Origin of the sequence: Sulfitobacter sp. SBS6 (assembly GCF_048285585.1) — a bacterium.
GTDB classification, from domain to species: Bacteria; Pseudomonadota; Alphaproteobacteria; order Rhodobacterales; family Rhodobacteraceae; genus Sulfitobacter; species Sulfitobacter pontiacus.
Genome location: NZ_JBLWBA010000006.1, coordinates 619,848 through 635,778, shown reverse-complemented (window position 1 = coordinate 635,778; position 15,931 = coordinate 619,848). Strand labels below are relative to the sequence as shown.

At 56.7% G+C, this 15,931-nt stretch carries 27 protein-coding genes and 1 pseudogene; 26 read left to right on the top strand and 2 right to left on the bottom strand.

Annotated features, from left to right (window positions below; translation table 11 throughout):
• The 11 genes and pseudogenes from tuf to rplP all read left to right on the top strand — a co-directional run.
• Nucleotides 1–379: pseudogene (gene tuf / locus ACNQ62_RS12095) on the top strand (elongation factor Tu); the annotation flags it as partial.
• A gap of 318 nt (nt 380–697) precedes the next feature.
• Nucleotides 698–1,015, top strand: a complete 318-nt coding sequence (rpsJ, locus tag ACNQ62_RS12090) for a 30S ribosomal protein S10 (RefSeq protein WP_005849850.1) — start codon at nt 698–700, stop codon at nt 1,013–1,015.
• Nucleotides 1,016–1,033: 18 nt separating this feature from the next.
• Complete coding sequence (gene rplC, locus ACNQ62_RS12085; protein ID WP_005849843.1) at nt 1,034–1,876, top strand: 50S ribosomal protein L3; 843 nt, start codon at nt 1,034–1,036, stop codon at nt 1,874–1,876.
• Nucleotides 1,873–2,490: a 50S ribosomal protein L4 gene (gene rplD, locus ACNQ62_RS12080; protein ID WP_009825301.1), complete on the top strand. Its 618-nt coding sequence runs from the start codon at nt 1,873–1,875 to the stop codon at nt 2,488–2,490. The genes rplC and rplD overlap by 4 nt, the downstream gene beginning before the upstream one ends.
• Nucleotides 2,487–2,783 (top strand): 50S ribosomal protein L23, encoded by a 297-nt coding sequence (locus tag ACNQ62_RS12075; RefSeq protein ID WP_005849839.1) that lies wholly within the window; start codon nt 2,487–2,489, stop codon nt 2,781–2,783. Before rplD ends, ACNQ62_RS12075 begins: the two co-directional genes overlap by 4 nt.
• Nucleotides 2,784–2,986: 203 nt before the next feature.
• Nucleotides 2,987–3,862: a DUF1206 domain-containing protein gene (locus tag ACNQ62_RS12070; RefSeq protein WP_418094946.1), complete on the top strand. Its 876-nt coding sequence runs from the start codon at nt 2,987–2,989 to the stop codon at nt 3,860–3,862.
• Between the two features lie 272 nt (nt 3,863–4,134).
• On the top strand, nt 4,135–4,977 hold the full coding sequence (gene rplB / locus ACNQ62_RS12065; RefSeq protein ID WP_005849835.1) for a 50S ribosomal protein L2: 843 nt from the start codon (nt 4,135–4,137) through the stop codon (nt 4,975–4,977).
• Between the two features lie 3 nt (nt 4,978–4,980).
• The gene (gene rpsS, locus ACNQ62_RS12060) at nt 4,981–5,259 is read left to right on the top strand and encodes a 30S ribosomal protein S19 (protein WP_005849833.1); all 279 of its coding nucleotides are present in this window, start codon (nt 4,981–4,983) and stop codon (nt 5,257–5,259) included.
• A 3-nt stretch (nt 5,260–5,262) separates the two neighbouring features.
• Complete coding sequence (gene rplV, locus ACNQ62_RS12055) at nt 5,263–5,643, top strand: 50S ribosomal protein L22 (protein ID WP_005849831.1); 381 nt, start codon at nt 5,263–5,265, stop codon at nt 5,641–5,643.
• On the top strand, nt 5,643–6,350 hold the full coding sequence (gene rpsC / locus ACNQ62_RS12050) for a 30S ribosomal protein S3 (RefSeq protein WP_005849830.1): 708 nt from the start codon (nt 5,643–5,645) through the stop codon (nt 6,348–6,350). Before rplV ends, rpsC begins: the two co-directional genes overlap by 1 nt.
• A 13-nt stretch (nt 6,351–6,363) precedes the next feature.
• The gene (rplP, locus tag ACNQ62_RS12045; protein WP_005849828.1) at nt 6,364–6,777 is read left to right on the top strand and encodes a 50S ribosomal protein L16; all 414 of its coding nucleotides are present in this window, start codon (nt 6,364–6,366) and stop codon (nt 6,775–6,777) included.
• Between the two features lie 93 nt (nt 6,778–6,870).
• Here rplP and ACNQ62_RS12040 read toward each other — a convergent pair whose 3' ends face one another.
• Nucleotides 6,871–7,335 (bottom strand): hypothetical protein, encoded by a 465-nt coding sequence (locus ACNQ62_RS12040; RefSeq protein ID WP_418094945.1) that lies wholly within the window; start codon nt 7,333–7,335, stop codon nt 6,871–6,873.
• Between the two features lie 213 nt (nt 7,336–7,548).
• On the opposite strand from ACNQ62_RS12040, the gene ACNQ62_RS12035 reads away from it, so the two are divergent.
• Nucleotides 7,549–7,761, top strand: coding sequence for a hypothetical protein (locus ACNQ62_RS12035; protein WP_005849822.1), 213 nt, complete (start codon nt 7,549–7,551; stop codon nt 7,759–7,761).
• Here the strand turns inward: ACNQ62_RS12035 and ACNQ62_RS12030 are convergent.
• On the bottom strand, nt 7,758–8,378 hold the full coding sequence (locus ACNQ62_RS12030) for a TIGR02466 family protein (RefSeq protein ID WP_009825297.1): 621 nt from the start codon (nt 8,376–8,378) through the stop codon (nt 7,758–7,760). The genes ACNQ62_RS12035 and ACNQ62_RS12030 overlap by 4 nt on opposite strands.
• 161 nt (nt 8,379–8,539) lie before the next feature.
• Here ACNQ62_RS12030 and rpmC point away from each other — a divergent pair, with 161 nt between their 5' ends.
• From rpmC to ACNQ62_RS11960, 14 genes are all read left to right on the top strand, one after another.
• Nucleotides 8,540–8,746 (top strand): 50S ribosomal protein L29, encoded by a 207-nt coding sequence (gene rpmC / locus ACNQ62_RS12025; RefSeq protein ID WP_005849818.1) that lies wholly within the window; start codon nt 8,540–8,542, stop codon nt 8,744–8,746.
• Nucleotides 8,747–8,761: 15 nt separating this feature from the next.
• On the top strand, nt 8,762–9,001 hold the full coding sequence (gene rpsQ / locus ACNQ62_RS12020; RefSeq protein ID WP_005849816.1) for a 30S ribosomal protein S17: 240 nt from the start codon (nt 8,762–8,764) through the stop codon (nt 8,999–9,001).
• 157 nt (nt 9,002–9,158) lie between these two features.
• Nucleotides 9,159–9,527, top strand: a complete 369-nt coding sequence (gene rplN / locus ACNQ62_RS12015; protein WP_005849814.1) for a 50S ribosomal protein L14 — start codon at nt 9,159–9,161, stop codon at nt 9,525–9,527.
• Nucleotides 9,527–9,838 carry a 50S ribosomal protein L24 gene (gene rplX, locus ACNQ62_RS12010; protein ID WP_005849812.1) on the top strand — a complete coding sequence of 104 codons (312 nt, stop codon included), beginning with the start codon at nt 9,527–9,529 and terminating at the stop codon, nt 9,836–9,838. The genes rplN and rplX overlap by 1 nt, the downstream gene beginning before the upstream one ends.
• A complete protein-coding gene (gene rplE / locus ACNQ62_RS12005; protein ID WP_005849810.1) occupies nt 9,831–10,394 on the top strand; it encodes a 50S ribosomal protein L5 in 564 nt (187 codons plus the stop codon). Before rplX ends, rplE begins: the two co-directional genes overlap by 8 nt.
• A gap of 19 nt (nt 10,395–10,413) precedes the next feature.
• Nucleotides 10,414–10,719: a 30S ribosomal protein S14 gene (gene rpsN, locus ACNQ62_RS12000; RefSeq protein WP_005849808.1), complete on the top strand. Its 306-nt coding sequence runs from the start codon at nt 10,414–10,416 to the stop codon at nt 10,717–10,719.
• Between the two features lie 12 nt (nt 10,720–10,731).
• Complete coding sequence (rpsH, locus tag ACNQ62_RS11995; RefSeq protein ID WP_005849806.1) at nt 10,732–11,124, top strand: 30S ribosomal protein S8; 393 nt, start codon at nt 10,732–10,734, stop codon at nt 11,122–11,124.
• Nucleotides 11,125–11,134: 10 nt separating this feature from the next.
• Nucleotides 11,135–11,668, top strand: coding sequence for a 50S ribosomal protein L6 (gene rplF / locus ACNQ62_RS11990; protein WP_005849804.1), 534 nt, complete (start codon nt 11,135–11,137; stop codon nt 11,666–11,668).
• Nucleotides 11,669–11,679: 11 nt separating this feature from the next.
• Entirely contained in the window at nt 11,680–12,039 is a 360-nt protein-coding gene (gene rplR / locus ACNQ62_RS11985) for a 50S ribosomal protein L18 (RefSeq protein ID WP_005849801.1), read from the top strand.
• 109 nt (nt 12,040–12,148) lie between these two features.
• Nucleotides 12,149–12,730 (top strand): 30S ribosomal protein S5, encoded by a 582-nt coding sequence (rpsE, locus tag ACNQ62_RS11980; RefSeq protein ID WP_005849799.1) that lies wholly within the window; start codon nt 12,149–12,151, stop codon nt 12,728–12,730.
• A gap of 2 nt (nt 12,731–12,732) precedes the next feature.
• On the top strand, nt 12,733–12,921 hold the full coding sequence (gene rpmD, locus ACNQ62_RS11975; RefSeq protein WP_005849797.1) for a 50S ribosomal protein L30: 189 nt from the start codon (nt 12,733–12,735) through the stop codon (nt 12,919–12,921).
• A gap of 240 nt (nt 12,922–13,161) precedes the next feature.
• Nucleotides 13,162–13,644: a 50S ribosomal protein L15 gene (rplO, locus tag ACNQ62_RS11970; RefSeq protein ID WP_005849796.1), complete on the top strand. Its 483-nt coding sequence runs from the start codon at nt 13,162–13,164 to the stop codon at nt 13,642–13,644.
• A gap of 120 nt (nt 13,645–13,764) precedes the next feature.
• Entirely contained in the window at nt 13,765–15,129 is a 1,365-nt protein-coding gene (gene secY / locus ACNQ62_RS11965) for a preprotein translocase subunit SecY (RefSeq protein ID WP_037945112.1), read from the top strand.
• Nucleotides 15,126–15,773 carry an adenylate kinase gene (locus tag ACNQ62_RS11960; RefSeq protein ID WP_286780451.1) on the top strand — a complete coding sequence of 216 codons (648 nt, stop codon included), beginning with the start codon at nt 15,126–15,128 and terminating at the stop codon, nt 15,771–15,773. Before secY ends, ACNQ62_RS11960 begins: the two co-directional genes overlap by 4 nt.
• Nucleotides 15,774–15,931 lie beyond the last annotated feature (158 nt).

Sequence of the window (15,931 nt, the reverse complement as noted above, 5' to 3'; positions counted from 1 at the left end):
GGAAGCTGGCGACAACATCGGTGCCCTGCTGCGCGGTATCGACCGTGAAGGCGTTGAGCGTGGTCAGGTTCTGTGTAAGCCAGGTTCGGTTAAGCCGCACACCAAGTTCACAGCCGAAGCCTATATCCTCACCAAGGAAGAGGGTGGCCGTCACACGCCGTTCTTCGCGAACTACCGTCCACAGTTCTACTTCCGGACCACAGACGTTACAGGTACCGTTCAGCTGCCAGAAGGCACTGAAATGGTTATGCCTGGCGACAACCTGCAGTTCGACGTGGAGCTGATCGCCCCCATCGCGATGGAAGACGGTCTGCGCTTCGCGATCCGCGAAGGCGGTCGTACCGTTGGCGCGGGCGTGGTTTCCAAAATCACCGAGTAAGCCAACCCGCGGGTCACCCCGCGCACCGGCAACAAGACGAAGGCCGCTCCCAATCGGGGCGGCCTTTTTCGTTGTGTGGGGGCGGCGGTGCTGGCTATGACACGATTGTTTTGATCGCGGATGGCGGTCGTACTGGGCGGATTCGAACGAAACCTCGGATTCCCCCCTTGCCACATGGCGCGACTCGACCTATAGAGCGCAAGTCTCAGCGGGGTGCGTTTTTACGCGCCCCGTTTGATTTACGACAAAACGCAATGAAGGGCCGTGATGAGGCGTCTCTTCCTCTTCGTTTCTACTCCCAATGAGGGATGATGACATATGGCACAAAGCCAAAATATCCGCATCCGTTTGAAGGCGTTCGATTACCGCGTGCTGGATGCGTCCACACAGGAAATCGTTAACACCGCCAAGCGTACCGGTGCATCTGTTCGCGGCCCAATCCCGCTGCCGAACAAGATCGAAAAATTCACAGTTCTGCGTGGCCCACACGTTGACAAGAAATCCCGTGACCAGTTCGAAATCCGCACGCACAAGCGTCTGCTGGATATCGTTGATCCGACCCCCCAGACCGTGGACGCGCTGATGAAGCTCGACCTGGCCGCTGGTGTGGACGTCGAGATCAAGCTGCAGTCATAAGCGTAGGAGGGTAATAATATGTTGCGCTCAGGCGTTATTGCAAAAAAGATGGGCATGACCCGTTTGTTCATGGAAGACGGCAAGCAGATCCCTGTGACCGTTCTTCAGCTCGACAAACTGCAGGTTGTGGCTCAGCGTACCCCCGAGAAGGACGGCTACACAGCTGTTCAGCTTGGTGCAGGTACAGCCAAGGCCAAGCGGACGTCGCAGGCCATGCGTGGTCACTTTGCTGCGGCAAAGGTTGAACCCAAGCGTAAGGTTGCGGAGTTCCGTGTGGACCCCGAAGCCATGTTGAATGTTGGCGAAGAAATCATCGCCGATCACTACTTTGCTGGTCAGTATGTTGACGTTGCAGGCACCTCCATCGGTAAAGGTTTTGCCGGTGCGATGAAACGCCACAACTTTGGCGGTCTGCGTGCGACGCACGGTGTTTCGATCTCTCACCGTTCGCATGGTTCGACAGGTCAGTGTCAGGATCCAGGCAAGGTTTTCAAAGGCAAGAAAATGGCCGGTCACATGGGTGCTGCCCGTGTTACCACGCAGAACCTCGAAGTTGTCAAAACCGACAGCGCACGCGGTCTGATCATGGTCAAAGGCGCCGTACCAGGCTCCAAAGGTGGTTGGGTGACTGTTAAGGACGCGGTGAAAAAGCCGTTCCCAGCAGACGCGATCCTGCCTGCCGCTTTGAAATCCGCCGCTGACGAAGCCGCAAAAGCAGCTGAAGAAGCCGCAGCAGCAGCCGCTGCAGAGGCCGAAGCAGAAGCAGCACGCTTGGCAGAAGAGCAAGCAGCGACCGAAGCTGCCGCACTTGCCGAAGCCGAAGCATCCATTGAGTCGGACAAGAAGGAAGGTGACGAATGAAACTTGATGTCATCAAACTCGACGGCGGCGCAGCCGGTTCGGTAGACTTGGACGAGGCCCTGTTCGGTCTTGAGCCACGCGCCGACATTCTGCACCGTGTTGTCCGCTGGCAGCGTAACAACGCGCAGCAGGGTACGCACAAGGTCAAGACACGGTCCGAGGTCAGCTATTCGACCAAGAAGATCTATCGTCAGAAAGGCACCGGCGGCGCACGCCACGGCGCACGTTCTGCACCGATCTTCCGTTCGGGTGGTATCTACAAGGGTCCAACCCCTCGTAGCCACGGCCACGACCTGACCAAGAAGTTCCGCAAACTGGGTCTGCGCCACGCTTTGTCTTCCAAGGCAAAAACCGGCAACCTGGTCATCATCGACGATGCCACATCCGATGGGAAAACAGCTGCTTTGGCCAAACAGGTTAAGAACCTGGGCTGGAAACGCGCGTTGATCATCGACGGTGCCTCGGTAAATGAGAACTTCTTGCAAGCCGCGCGCAACATCGAAGGTCTGGATATCCTGCCGACGATGGGTGCAAACGTCTATGACATCCTCAAGCGTGATACTCTCGTGATCACCAAAGCGGGGATCGAAGCACTGGAGGCCCGTTTGAAATGAGCGCCAAGCACGAACATTACGATGTGATCCGCAAGCCGATCATCACTGAAAAAGCGACAATGGCTTCCGAGCACAATGCAGTCGTTTTCGAAGTTGCGATCGACAGCAACAAGCCAATGATCAAAGAAGCTGTTGAAGCTCTCTTTGGTGTCAAGGTGAAGGCCGTGAACACGACCATCACCAAAGGCAAGGCAAAGCGTTTCCGCGGCCAGATGGGTCGCCGGAAAGACGTGAAAAAGGCTTACGTTACGCTCGAAGAAGGTAACTCCATCGACGTATCCACCGGTCTGTAAGTCAGCCTGGACGTAAAGTTTAAGGGCCCCTCGCTGCAAGGCGGGGGGCCTTTTCCGTTTTGAGGGCGGTGGTGCCTGCATAATACCCGCTGCGCATGCCGCGCGGGAACCTGCCGACCTACGGTGCGTTGACCTTGCACATCACGTCAAAGGAATGGCCCCGCTGAATGGTGGCCGGCTTTGCCCGAAGGGATAGCGCCACTATGTCGATCAACTCCGTCCAGTCCACCCGATCAGAGATTCTGTCCCATAATGACCCCGACGATTTCGCCTGGGCCGTACCGATCATGCGGACGGGGTATGCCGGCCGCGGATTGGTTTACCTTGTCGTGGCCGGGCTGTCGCTCTGGTCCGTTGTATCTGGTGGTCAGGCCGAGGGCACCAAGTCGACGCTGCAGTCATTAGACGGCGCGACGGGGTTTGCAGTGATCTTCGCGATCGCCACGGGCATGTTCGCCTATGCGATCTGGCGCGCAGTTGATAGCTTTTGGGATCTTGAGGCATATGGGAGCGGGGCCAAGGGCATCGTTGCGCGGTTTGGGATGCTGGTCACAGGCCTGATCCACGGTGCCATCGGTGCATTGGCTGTGACGGTGCTGGGGGTGGCGTCGTCTGGTTCAAGCAGTAAGGAGCTGCTGAACCAGTTCCTGCAGACCACAGCGGGCGTGTGGGTCGTGGGCGGGATCGGTCTGGCGACGATGGGCACGGGGTTCTACTATTTCTACAAGGCAGCGTCGCAGTCGTATCGCGAGCATTTGGAAGCGAACCACTTTACTATGCATTGGAACCCGCTGTTGCGTATCGGCGTGGCTGCGCAGGGCGTCGTGGTGCTGATCATCGGTGGTTTGATCGCCTATGCCGCGATAAGTGCCAATGCGTCGAGTGCAGGCGGCATCGATGCGGCGTTTGAGTGGTTGCACCAGCAGGCCTACGGGCGGGTGCTGGTTGGGCTGCTCTGTGCCGGATTGCTGATGTTTTCGCTGTTCTGCTTTGTGAATGCGGTCTACCGTATTGTACCGAAGGCTGCCGACCCGTCGGTTGAAAGCGTTGCGCGCAAGGTCAAGGCAATGGCGTCCTGAAGGGCACCGCGTAGGTCTACGTCGGGTTTTCGAGACTATTCCCGAACGCTCCCTTGACCCTCGGCTGATCCTCCCCTAAACGACCCCATCGGCAGTGCCCCGGATTCGTCCGGGGCTGTGTCGTTTTGCGCATTGGTGAGTTCTAGCCACGCGCGAGGTTGGGCAAAGGGGTTCTTTGTCTGGCATTTCAAATTGGGGACCTTCGGGGCCCTACAACCATCTCGGCACCATCACGACGGGGCCGAGGACAAGCAAAACGGAAGACAGAGAACATGGCACTCAAGTCGTACAAACCGACGACGCCAGGCCAGCGTGGGCTGGTACTGATCGACCGTTCGGAGCTTTGGAAAGGCCGCCCGGTCAAATCCCTTACACAGGGTTTGACCAAATCTGGCGGTCGGAACAACACCGGACGGATCACAATGCGTCGCACAGGCGGTGGGGCAAAGCGCCTTTACCGTATCGTCGATTTCAAGCGCAACAAGCTGGACATGTCCGCGGTTGTCGCACGTATCGAATATGACCCTAACCGGACCGCATTCATCGCACTGATCCAGTACGAAGACGGCGAACAGGCTTACATCCTGGCCCCACAGCGTATCGCTGTTGGCGACAAGGTGATTTCCTCGGCCAAGGCCGACATCAAGCCTGGGAACGCTATGCCATTTTCGGGCATGCCAATCGGTACAATCGTTCACAACATCGAAATGAAGCCTGGCAAAGGCGGCCAGATCGCACGCGCCGCCGGTACCTACGCACAGTTCGTAGGCCGTGATGGTGGATACGCTCAGATCCGTTTGTCCTCGGGCGAACTGCGTCTGGTGCGTCAGGAATGCATGGCCACCGTTGGTGCCGTGTCCAACCCTGACAACTCCAACCAGAACTACGGTAAAGCGGGCCGCATGCGTCACAAGGGTATCCGCCCTTCGGTACGTGGTGTTGTTATGAACCCGATCGACCACCCTCACGGTGGTGGTGAAGGCCGTACATCGGGTGGTCGTCACCCTGTTACGCCTTGGGGCAAGCCCACAAAGGGTGCAAAAACCCGCAACAAGAACAAAGCGTCCAGCAAGCTTATCCTACGCTCGCGCCACGCCAAGAAGAAGGGGCGTTAATAGATGTCTCGTTCAGTATGGAAAGGTCCTTTTGTTGACTCTTATGTCCTCAAGAAGGCCGAAGCCTCCCGCGAAAGCGGTCGCAGCGAAGTGATCAAAATCTGGTCGCGCCGTTCCACGATCCTGCCACAGTTTGTTGGCCTGACGTTCGGCGTGTACAACGGTCACAAGCATATCCCAGTAAACGTCAGCGAAGAAATGATCGGTCAGAAGTTTGGTGAGTATTCGCCAACTCGCACCTATTATGGTCACGCAGCTGACAAAAAAGCGAAGCGGAAATAAGCCATGAGCAAGGATAAAAATCCCCGCCGCGTGGCTGACAACGAAGCCCGTGCAAAACTGCGCATGCTTCGCACAAGCCCGCAGAAACTGAACCTCGTCGCCGCGATGATCCGTGGCAAGAAGGTAGACAAGGCCCTGACGGACCTGACCTTCTCGAAAAAGCGGATCGCACAGGACGTGAAGAAATGCCTTCAGTCCGCCATCGCGAACGGCGAAAACAACCACAACCTTGACGTGGATGAACTGGTCGTTGCCGAAGCATATGTCGGCAAGAACCTGATCATGAAACGTGGTCGCCCACGTGCGCGTGGCCGTTTCGGCAAGATCATCAAGCCGTTTTCGGAAATCACGATTGTCGTGCGTCAAGTTGAGGAGCAAGCCTGATGGGTAACAAAGTAAATCCGATCGGTATGCGTCTTCAGGTCAACCGCACCTGGGACAGCCGCTGGTACGCCGATACGAAGGACTATGGTGATCTTCTGCTCGAAGACCTCGCCATCCGTGACTTCATCAAGAAAGAATGTGCACAGGCCGGTATCGCCCGTGTGATCATCGAACGCCCACACAAGAAGTGCCGCGTCACGATCCACACAGCGCGCCCGGGTGTGATCATCGGCAAGAAAGGTGCAGACATCGAAGGTCTGCGTCAGAAAATCGCCAAGATCACCAAATCTGACCTGCACCTCAACATCGTTGAAGTGCGCAAGCCAGAGCTGGACGCAGCCCTTGTTGGTGAATCCATCGCACAGCAGCTGGAACGCCGGGTCTCTTTCCGTCGCGCCATGAAGCGTGCGGTACAGAACGCCATGCGTATGGGTGCCCTGGGTATCCGTGTGAACGTTGCTGGTCGTCTGGGTGGTGCAGAAATCGCGCGTACCGAATGGTACCGTGAAGGCCGCGTGCCGCTCCACACTCTGCGTGCCGACATCGATTACGCGCATGTTGAAGCGTCGACCGCTTACGGCATCATCGGGATCAAAACCTGGATCTTCAAAGGCGAGATCATGGAGCATGACCCGGCTGCGCGTGACCGCAAGGCACAAGAAATGCAAGACGGCCCAGCACCACGCGGTGCCGGCGGTCGTCGCTAAGGGGGAATGAAAGATGCTACAACCAAAGCGTACTAAATTCCGCAAGCAGCACAAAGGCCGTATCAAAGGTGTGGCAAAGGGCGGGTCTGACCTGAACTTTGGTACCTACGGTCTGAAGGCTCTCGAGCCCGAGCGTGTGACTGCACGTCAGATCGAAGCTGCTCGTCGTGCCATGACGCGTCACATGAAGCGTCAAGGCCGTGTCTGGATCCGTATTTTCCCGGATGTACCTGTCACCGCCAAGCCCATCGAAGTTCGTATGGGTAAAGGTAAAGGTTCCGTGGATCGTTGGGTCTGCAAGGTCAAGCCAGGCCGTGTTATGTTCGAAATCGACGGTGTCGCCGAGGACGTTGCACAAGAAGCTCTGCGTCTTGCCGCGATGAAGCTGCCTATCAAAACCCGCGTCGTTGTACGCGAAGATTGGTAAGACCTTCGCTTCGACACATGTCGGAGGAATGAATAGAAAAGCCCCCGCTGAGACATCAGCGGGGGCTTTTGTTTTTGTCGGTCGGTGCGGGGTTTAGGTAAACAGCTTGGCGCGGCGGCGTGCCAGTTTCTGCCAGACCATCGCGATGACAATGGTCATGCCCACGTGCCCCACGAAGGATGACTGCGTGTAGGTGCCAAAACCCATCATGAAGCTACGCCCCATCAGCGGTGCCAAAATGCCTTGGGCGACAAACCACAAGATGACGCCGGCCAGGGCACCCGCGCCGAAATAGCCGAGCTGGGTCATCCGCTTGGTCAGATAGACCACCGCTGCAAATCCTAACGCGCCAATCAGGAAGTGGACGGCGAAGGCCGCGCCGTAAGCCAGGTCGAGGCCCAAAAGCTTTTTGCTTAGCCCGATGACCAGGTTCGCGGGCTCTAGCTTGACGCCGAACAGGACGGGAGAGGCGAGCCATGCGTAGGCCTCGAATGTGAGTTCGCCGATCAGACCGGCAAGGGCAAGGGCGGGCAGGGGGCTTTGGTTTGGGGTATCCACGTGGGGCTTCCTTATGTGCGCATCGTTTACGGTAACGGGGTCGAGATGGCACCGGGACACATGCAATCCTAGTCACAAGCTGCTGAACCCGCGGTGACGTGATCCAGCCCGCGATTTTTGAAACATTAATGCATGATGAATACGCGGCGGCAGGGTCTAGCCAGCGCAGGGCGTGGCGCATAGGCTCGGGCTAACCTGCCTATAGGAGCTGACATGAAACATGTGCCCAAGCCCACCACCGACGAAGACCTGATCAAAGCGTTTCTTGAGAAGGGGGGTACGATCAAAAAGGGCAAGACCAAGCCGATGCCGGATGATCTGGGGCTTAGCAATAATCAGTGGGGCAATAAGCTGACCAAAGAGGAAAAGGCCGCGATCAAAGAACAAGAGGCGGCGCGCAAGGCAACGCCGCCCAAACGTGGTTAACCCCAGGCGTAGTTGAACGAGACCGAGATGCGATCGTCTTCGGACATGTTCATCGGCACTTCGTGCCGCAGCCAGCTTTCCCAAAGCAGCACGTCGCCGACGACGGGTTCTGCATAGACGAACTGGCGCAGCTCCCGCGGGGCGTCTTTCTTGCGACCGGGGGCAGCCATCATCATCGGCAGCCGCGGATCTTCGAGCTTAAGCGCGCTCGTGCCTTCGGGCATCGCCACATAGGTCGTGCCGGAGATCACCGAATGGGGATGGATATGCGCCGTATGGATACCGCCTTCGGGTAGGATGTTAATCCAGAGGTCTTCAAGCTTGAGCTTGCGCCCGTCCAGATCAAACGCCAGTTCCTTTGCAAAAGCCTTGACGTGTTTATCCAGCGCTTTCTTCACCGTCTTGAAGATCGGGAACCGCCACGGAAGATCGGTGAGCGACGCATAGCTGGTGTAGCCTGGGAAATCATGTTCCTCGCACCATTCCTGCCCGGCCTCGTCATCCTCGGCGATGGACAGGCACGCGGCCTCCAGCTCGGCCGGATCAACGGGTTGACCGTGCTCGGACAGGGCGGCGCGGTAAAGACGGGTGACGAAAAGGGATTCTATCTGTGACATAGGGCCGTTCTATATCAGCCCGTTCTGGGTGGCGATACGGTTTTATAGAAAGCTTGCTTGCCAAACAGGGGTAGGGCCTGTAGAGGAACCTTTCACATGAACTCCACCAGAATCATGGTCACCCATAAGGGGCCTACTGGTGATGTCGAAAGGAAGAGGCGATGAACGCCAAAGAACTGCACGACAAGACGCCGGATCAACTCCGCGATGAGCTTGTTAACCTGAAAAAAGAATCCTTCAACCTGCGTTTCCAGCAAGCCACAGGCCAGCTGGAAAACTCCGCACGTTTGAAGACCGTTAAGCGTGACGTCGCACGTGTCAAAACCGTTCTGAACCAGAAAGCCGCTGCCGCGGCATCTGCTGAATAATAGGAGCCTGAGAGTATGCCCAAACGTATCCTGACAGGCACCGTGACAAGCGATGCCAACGCACAGACAGTAACCGTTTCCGTAGAGCGTCGCTTTACGCACCCGGTTCTGAAGAAAACCATCCGTAAGTCCAAAAAATACCGGGCGCACGATGAGAACAACACATTCAAAGTGGGCGACGCCGTTCGCATCATCGAATGTGCACCAAAGTCGAAAACCAAACGTTGGGAAGTGCTGCAAGCCGCTGAGGCTTAAGGTACTGCTCGCTCGGACCTGAGGTCCTTGTTTCCCTTGACTCTGAGGGCGGCAAGGCCCAAAGGCACGAGCGAGATGCCCATTTCGGGCAGACCAATATAATCGAAACCCTGGGGTTAGGGCACGCATCGCCCCCCAGAAGGTCGGGAGAAACCAAATGATCCAGATGCAGACCAACCTGGATGTTGCTGACAACAGCGGCGCGCGCCGTGTTCAGTGCATCAAGGTATTGGGTGGTTCCAAGCGTAAATACGCATCCGTCGGCGACATCATTGTCGTGTCGGTCAAGGAAGCCATCCCTCGCGGTCGTGTGAAAAAGGGTGACGTGCGTAAAGCCGTCGTCGTTCGCACTGCCAAGGAAGTTCGTCGTGAAGATGGCACAGCCATCCGTTTCGATCGTAACGCCGCCGTCATCCTGAACAACTCGAATGAACCTGTAGGTACACGTATCTTCGGGCCAGTTGTTCGTGAGCTGCGTGCCAAAAACTTCATGAAGATTATCTCGCTTGCGCCGGAGGTGCTGTAATGGCTGCTAAACTTCGCAAAGGTGACAAAGTCATCGTGCTTGCTGGCAAGGACAAGGGCAAGACGGGTTCCATCTCGTCCGTTGACCCAAAGGCCAACAAAGCAATCGTAGATGGTATCAACATGGCAATCCGCGCCACGCGTCAGTCCCAGACGTCGCAAGGCGGCCGTATTCCCAAAGCGATGCCCATCGATCTGAGCAACCTGGCGCTGGTTGATGCCAACGGCAAAGCAACCCGCGTTGGCTTTAAAATCGAAGGCGACAAGAAAGTGCGCTTTGCAAAAACCACGGGGGACGTGATCGATGCTTGATAACGCAACATACACACCCCGCCTGAAGGGCGAATACGCGGACAAAATTCGCGCTGCTCTGAAGGAAGAGTTCGGTTACAAGAACGAAATGCAGATCCCGCGTCTGGATAAAATCGTTCTGAACATCGGCTGTGGTGCAGAAGCTGTTCGTGACAGCAAGAAAGCCAAATCCGCACAGGAAGACCTGACAACAATCGCCGGCCAAAAAGCGCTGACAACTGTTGCCAAGAAATCCATCGCTGGTTTCCGCGTACGTGAAGACATGCCTTTGGGTGCGAAAGTGACCCTGCGTGGCGAACGTATGTACGAATTCCTGGATCGTCTGATCACGATCGCAATGCCTCGTATCCGCGACTTCCGCGGCATCAACGGCAACAGCTTTGACGGCCGTGGCAACTACGCCATGGGCTTGAAAGAGCACATCGTGTTCCCCGAAATCGACTTTGATAAAGTTGATGAGACTTGGGGAATGGACATCGTGATCGCCACCACGGCGAAAACCGACGCTGAAGCGAAGGCACTGTTGAAAGCGTTCAACATGCCCTTCACATCGTAAGCGCGGGGAGGATTTAGATATGGCTAAGAAATCCATGATCGAGCGCGAAAAGAAGCGCGAAGCACTGGTCAAGAAGTACGCTGCCAAGCGCGCTGCCTTGAAAGAGATCGTAAGCGACGAATCCAAGCCGATGGAAGAGCGTTTCCGCGCCTCCCTGAAGCTGGCAAAACTGCCTCGCAACTCCAGCGCTGTGCGTCTGCACAACCGTTGCCAGCTGACAGGCCGTCCACACGCTTACTACCGTAAACTGAAAATTTCGCGGATCGCGCTGCGGGACCTTGGCTCTTCGGGCCAAATCCCCGGCATGGTCAAGTCGAGCTGGTAAGGAGCGCATCAGATGAACGATCCTATCGCAGATATGCTGACACGCATCCGTAACTCTTCGCTGCGCGGCAAATCCACCGTCATGACACCAGCTTCCAAGCTGCGTGCATGGGTTCTGGACGTGCTTGCAGACGAAGGCTACATCCGTGGCTACGAAGCAAAAACGGGCGCCGATGGCCACCCCGCGATTGAAATCAGCCTCAAGTACTACGAGGGCGAACCTGTTATTCGCGAGCTGAAGCGGGTTTCCAAGCCCGGTCGCCGCGTCTACATGGGCGTCAATGACATTCCTGTTGTCCGTCAGGGCCTTGGTGTGTCGATTGTCTCCACCCCCAAGGGTGTGATGTCGGATCAGAATGCACGCAGCCAGAATGTTGGCGGCGAAGTGCTCTGCACCGTATTCTAAGGAGAGCAAAATGTCTCGTATTGGTAAAAAACCGGTCGACCTGCCAAGCGGTGTTACAGCATCCGTGAGCGGCCAGACCATCGAAGTCAAAGGCCCCAAGGGAACACGTTCCTTCAAGGCAACTGACGACGTTACATTGGCTGTCGAAGACAACGTGGTCACCATCACACCACGCGGCAAATCCAAGCGCGCACGCCAGCAGTGGGGCATGAGCCGCACAATGGTTAGCAACCTGGTTGCCGGCGTCACCGAAGGCTTCAAAAAAGAGCTTGAGATCCAGGGTGTTGGTTATCGTGCTGCCATGAACGGCAACACGCTGAAACTGAACCTGGGCCTGTCCCACGATGTTGACTATGTGGCACCCGAAGGTGTGACAGTCACAGCCCCGAAACAGACCGAGATTGTGGTAGAAGGCATTGACGAACAGCTTGTTGGTCAGGTCGCTGCGAACATCCGCGCATGGCGCAAGCCCGAGCCCTACAAGGGCAAAGGCATCCGCTATAAGGGTGAGTTCGTCTTCCGCAAAGAAGGCAAGAAGAAGTAAGGATCGCACAGATGGCAAACAGCAAAAGACAACTGTTTCTGAAACGCCGCCTGCGCGTTCGGAACAAACTTCGCCGGGTCAACGCAGGGCGTCTTCGCCTCTCCGTTCACCGCTCGAACAAAAACATCAGCGCCCAGCTGATCGACGACGTAAACGGGGTCACATTGGCTTCCGCGTCCTCGATGGAAAAAGACTTGGGCGTTGTTGGCAAGAACAACATCGAAGCAGCGACCAAGGTTGGTTCGGCGATCGCCGAGCGTGCCAAGAAGGCCGGTGTAAGCGAAGCATATTTTGACCGTGGCGGTTTCCTGTTCCACGGCAAGATCAAAGCTTTGGCCGATGCAGCCCGTGAAGGCGGTCTGAAAATCTAAGCGAACGTAGGCGGCGCGGGTCTCGCGCCGCCTCGATGATCCGGGGGCTTTGCCCACTTGGATTGACTCTATGACGCGCGCAAGCGCAGCACCAAAAGGATGATGCCGCATGGCAAGAGATGACAACCGGGGTGGCAACCGCCGCAACCAGCGCGACGAGACACCCGAATTCGCCGACCGCCTAGTGGCGATCAACCGCGTTTCCAAAACCGTTAAGGGTGGTAAGCGCTTTGGCTTCGCTGCACTTGTCGTTGTTGGCGACCAAAAGGGCCGCGTAGGCTTCGGCAAAGGTAAAGCGAAAGAGGTTCCAGAAGCCATTCGCAAAGCCACCGAGCAAGCAAAGCGCCAAATGATCCGCGTTCAGCTGCGCGAAGGCCGCACTTTGCACCACGACATGGAAGGCCGTCACGGTGCCGGTCGCGTTGTAATGCGCACAGCACCAGAAGGTACCGGGATCATCGCCGGTGGTCCAATGCGTGCCGTATTCGAAATGCTGGGTGTTAAGGACGTTGTATCGAAGTCCATCGGGACCCAGAACCCTTACAACATGATCCGCGCCACCATGGACGGCCTGAAAAAAGAATCTTCGCCACGTGCTGTTGCTCAGCGTCGCGGCAAGAAAGTTGCAGACATTCTGCCCAAGCGTGAGGACAATGTTGAATCGTCCGCACAAGTCGCTGAGGAGGCATAAGCATGGCTAAGACGATCGTAATCAAGCAGGTTGGCTCGCCAATCCGCCGCCCCGCCGACCAGCGCGCTACGTTGATTGGTCTGGGTCTTAACAAAATGCACCGTGTGCGTGAACTGGAAGACACGCCTTCCGTTCGCGGCATGATCCGCAAGATCTCTCACATGGTTGAGATCATCGAAGAAAAAGGCTGAACGCTTTCCTAGAAAGCTAGAGACTTTATAATGGTCTTGTTGCTCGGTATCGACGCCCCGTAGGAAACTACGGGGCGTTTTCATTTGCCTGGGGCACCTGGGAGTTGGGGCAGGGCTTGAAACCTTCAAGCCTCCCGTCTATACGCCCCCAGTGGCGACCAATCCGCCACAAGAATCATGCAACGCCGCGTTTGGCCGCTCCCGTCGCTGGGGGCCACATCCGGCAAAAGGAGAAGCGACATGAAACTTCATGAACTGTCTGACAACGAAGGCGCCACCAAGAAACGCAAGCGCGTAGGCCGTGGTCCTGGTTCCGGCACCGGTAAAATGGGTGGCCGTGGTATCAAAGGTCAGAAATCCCGTTCGGGTGTATCGATCAACGGTTACGAAGGCGGTCAAATGCCCTTGTACCAACGTCTTCCAAAGCGCGGCTTCACCAAGCCAAACCGGAAGTCCTATGCCGTTGTAAACCTGGGCCTGATCCAGAAATTCATCGACGCCAAAAAGATCGACGCCTCCGCTGCGATCACCGAGGACGCGCTGATTTCCTCCGGTCTGGTTCGTCGCAAGTTGGACGGTATCCGCGTTCTGGCCAAAGGCGATTTCAACGCCAAGGTCGAACTGCAGGTATCCGGTGCATCCAAATCCGCGGTTGAAGCCGTAGAAAAAGCGGGCGGCAAACTGACCGTCACAGCACCTGCCGCGGCAAACGCAGACGCGTAACCCGACCTTTTGCCTTGTGAGCGGGACGCGTCCCGCTTACATAGTCAATCGAGTTTTCCCAAATGCCGCCCGCCGGAAAACGGCTTGGGCGGCGTTTTTGCAAAGAAAGAGCCCTATATCATGGTATCAGCCGTCGAAAGCATGGCCGCCAACACCAGTTGGTCCGCGTTGGGCAAGGCGACAGACCTGCGCAACCGGATTCTATTTACTCTGGGGTTGTTGATCGTTTATCGCCTTGGCACGTTCATTCCGGTTCCCGGGATCGACGGCACCGCCCTGCGCCAGTTTATGGAAAGCGCGGGTCAAGGCATCGGCGGCATGGTTTCCATGTTCACCGGCGGCGCACTTGGCCGTATGGGGATCTTTGCCTTGGGTATCATGCCCTACATCTCTGCATCGATCATCGTTCAGCTGATGACCTCGATGGTGCCCGCGCTTGAGCAGCTCAAGAAAGAGGGCGAGCAGGGGCGCAAGAAGATCAACCAATACACCCGCTTCGGTACGGTGGCTCTGGCGACGCTCCAGGCCTATGGCCTGGCTGTCTCCCTTGAGGCTGGCGATATCGCCGCTGATCCGGGCATGTATTTCCGCATCGCTTGTATGATCACACTGGTCGGTGGCACGATGTTCCTGATGTGGCTGGGTGAGCAGATCACCGCACGCGGCATCGGTAACGGTATCTCGCTGATCATCTTTGTTGGCATCATCGCCGAGGTTCCTGCCGCGATTGCGCAGTTCTTCTCTTCGGGTCGTTCTGGTGCGATCAGCCCCGCGATTATCGTTGGCGTTCTGGTTATGGTTATCGCGACGATCATGTTCGTCGTCTTTATGGAACGCGCCTTGCGCAAGATCCACATCCAGTACCCGCGCCGTCAGGTTGGGCAAAAGATGTACGATGGCGGTTCTTCGCACCTGCCGGTCAAGGTAAACCCCGCCGGTGTTATCCCTGCGATCTTTGCCAGCTCTTTGCTGCTGCTGCCGGTCACGATCAGCACGTTCTCGGGCAATTCTACCGGTCCGGTGATGTCGGTTCTGCTGGCCAACTTCGGCCCCGGCCAGCCGCTGTACCTGCTGTTCTTTGTCGCGATGATCGTCTTCTTTGCGTATTTCTACACGTTCAACGTCAGCTTCAAACCTGACGAGGTTGCGGACAACCTGAAGAACCAGAACGGTTTCGTCCCCGGTATCCGTCCCGGTAAGAAAACCGCCGAGTATCTGGAATATGTTGTGAACCGCATTCTGGTGCTCGGGTCGCTTTACCTCGCGGCTGTTTGTATTCTGCCCGAAATCCTGCGTGGCCAGTTTGCGATCCCGTTCTACTTTGGCGGTACGTCGGTGCTGATTGTTGTGTCCGTGACCATGGACACGATCCAGCAGGTACAAAGCCATCTGCTTGCACATCAGTATGAAGGTCTGCTTGAACGTTCCCAGTTGCGCGGTAAGTCTGGCAAACCACGGAAAAAACGGAGCCCGGTACGTCGATGAACATTATTCTCTTAGGACCACCCGGAGCGGGTAAAGGTACACAAGCGCGTCATCTGGTTGAGACACGCAATATGGTACAGCTTTCCACTGGTGACATGCTGCGTGAAGCCAAAGACAGCGGGACAGAGATGGGCAACATGGTTGCCGATGTCATGGCGCGCGGTGATTTGGTGACCGACGAGATCGTGATCGGCCTGATCCGCGAAAAGCTGGAAGACACCACTGACCACGGCGGTTTCATCTTTGACGGTTTCCCACGCACGCTGGCGCAGGCCACCGCGCTTGGTGAGCTGCTGGAAGCGACGGGCAAGCCATTGGATCACGTGATTCAGCTGGGCGTGGATGACGAGGCGCTGGTTGCGCGTATCTCCGGTCGGTCCACCTGCGGCAACTGTGGCGAAGTCTATCACGACGTGACAAAGCCGCAGCCAGCCGACGGTAAGTGCGAAAAATGCGGCGCGTCTAACTTCAAGCGCCGCGCAGACGATAACGAGGAAAGCCTCCGCAATCGTTTGATGGAATACTACAAGAAGACCTCGCCGCTGTTGGGCTATTACTACGCCCACAACATGCTCACGCGGGTTGATGGTCTGGCGGATATCAAAGAGGTGCAGGACAGCATCGCCAAGGTTCTGGACGCTTAATCCAACCTTACGATCGATAGGCAACGGCGCGCTTTTCGAGGCGCGCCGTTTTGCTATTGTAAGGGGCAGGGTGGGGTGCTTTCAGATTGAAAGACATATCCATACGGCGTACCGCCGCTATGGGTTGACGCGCCGGTCAATTCCTCATAACCAGCCGT

Bases quoted from the DNA above. Each gene is read 5' to 3' on its own strand.
- rplR (WP_005849801.1), top strand. From the start codon at position 11,680: ATGGCAAACAGCAAAAGACAACTGTTTCTGAAACGCCGCCTGCGCGTT.
- rplB (WP_005849835.1), top strand. From the start codon at position 4,135: ATGGCACTCAAGTCGTACAAACCGACGACGCCAGGCCAGCGTGGGCTG.
- rplO (WP_005849796.1), top strand. From the start codon at position 13,162: ATGAAACTTCATGAACTGTCTGACAACGAAGGCGCCACCAAGAAACGC.
- rpsN (WP_005849808.1), top strand. From the start codon at position 10,414: ATGGCTAAGAAATCCATGATCGAGCGCGAAAAGAAGCGCGAAGCACTG.
- rplX (WP_005849812.1), top strand. From the start codon at position 9,527: ATGGCTGCTAAACTTCGCAAAGGTGACAAAGTCATCGTGCTTGCTGGC.
- rpsQ (WP_005849816.1), top strand. From the start codon at position 8,762: ATGCCCAAACGTATCCTGACAGGCACCGTGACAAGCGATGCCAACGCA.
- ACNQ62_RS12075 (WP_005849839.1), top strand. From the start codon at position 2,487: ATGAGCGCCAAGCACGAACATTACGATGTGATCCGCAAGCCGATCATC.
- rplN (WP_005849814.1), top strand. From the start codon at position 9,159: ATGATCCAGATGCAGACCAACCTGGATGTTGCTGACAACAGCGGCGCG.
- rplC (WP_005849843.1), top strand. From the start codon at position 1,034: ATGTTGCGCTCAGGCGTTATTGCAAAAAAGATGGGCATGACCCGTTTG.
- rplF (WP_005849804.1), top strand. From the start codon at position 11,135: ATGTCTCGTATTGGTAAAAAACCGGTCGACCTGCCAAGCGGTGTTACA.
- rplP (WP_005849828.1), top strand. From the start codon at position 6,364: ATGCTACAACCAAAGCGTACTAAATTCCGCAAGCAGCACAAAGGCCGT.
- rplE (WP_005849810.1), top strand. From the start codon at position 9,831: ATGCTTGATAACGCAACATACACACCCCGCCTGAAGGGCGAATACGCG.
- ACNQ62_RS12035 (WP_005849822.1), top strand. From the start codon at position 7,549: ATGAAACATGTGCCCAAGCCCACCACCGACGAAGACCTGATCAAAGCG.
- rpsJ (WP_005849850.1), top strand. From the start codon at position 698: ATGGCACAAAGCCAAAATATCCGCATCCGTTTGAAGGCGTTCGATTAC.
- rplV (WP_005849831.1), top strand. From the start codon at position 5,263: ATGAGCAAGGATAAAAATCCCCGCCGCGTGGCTGACAACGAAGCCCGT.
- rpmD (WP_005849797.1), top strand. From the start codon at position 12,733: ATGGCTAAGACGATCGTAATCAAGCAGGTTGGCTCGCCAATCCGCCGC.
- rpsC (WP_005849830.1), top strand. From the start codon at position 5,643: ATGGGTAACAAAGTAAATCCGATCGGTATGCGTCTTCAGGTCAACCGC.
- ACNQ62_RS11960 (WP_286780451.1), top strand. From the start codon at position 15,126: ATGAACATTATTCTCTTAGGACCACCCGGAGCGGGTAAAGGTACACAA.
- rpsH (WP_005849806.1), top strand. From the start codon at position 10,732: ATGAACGATCCTATCGCAGATATGCTGACACGCATCCGTAACTCTTCG.
- secY (WP_037945112.1), top strand. From the start codon at position 13,765: ATGGTATCAGCCGTCGAAAGCATGGCCGCCAACACCAGTTGGTCCGCG.
- rpmC (WP_005849818.1), top strand. From the start codon at position 8,540: ATGAACGCCAAAGAACTGCACGACAAGACGCCGGATCAACTCCGCGAT.
- ACNQ62_RS12070 (WP_418094946.1), top strand. From the start codon at position 2,987: ATGTCGATCAACTCCGTCCAGTCCACCCGATCAGAGATTCTGTCCCAT.
- rpsS (WP_005849833.1), top strand. From the start codon at position 4,981: ATGTCTCGTTCAGTATGGAAAGGTCCTTTTGTTGACTCTTATGTCCTC.
- rplD (WP_009825301.1), top strand. From the start codon at position 1,873: ATGAAACTTGATGTCATCAAACTCGACGGCGGCGCAGCCGGTTCGGTA.
- ACNQ62_RS12030 (WP_009825297.1), bottom strand. From the start codon at position 8,378: ATGTCACAGATAGAATCCCTTTTCGTCACCCGTCTTTACCGCGCCGCC.
- rpsE (WP_005849799.1), top strand. From the start codon at position 12,149: ATGGCAAGAGATGACAACCGGGGTGGCAACCGCCGCAACCAGCGCGAC.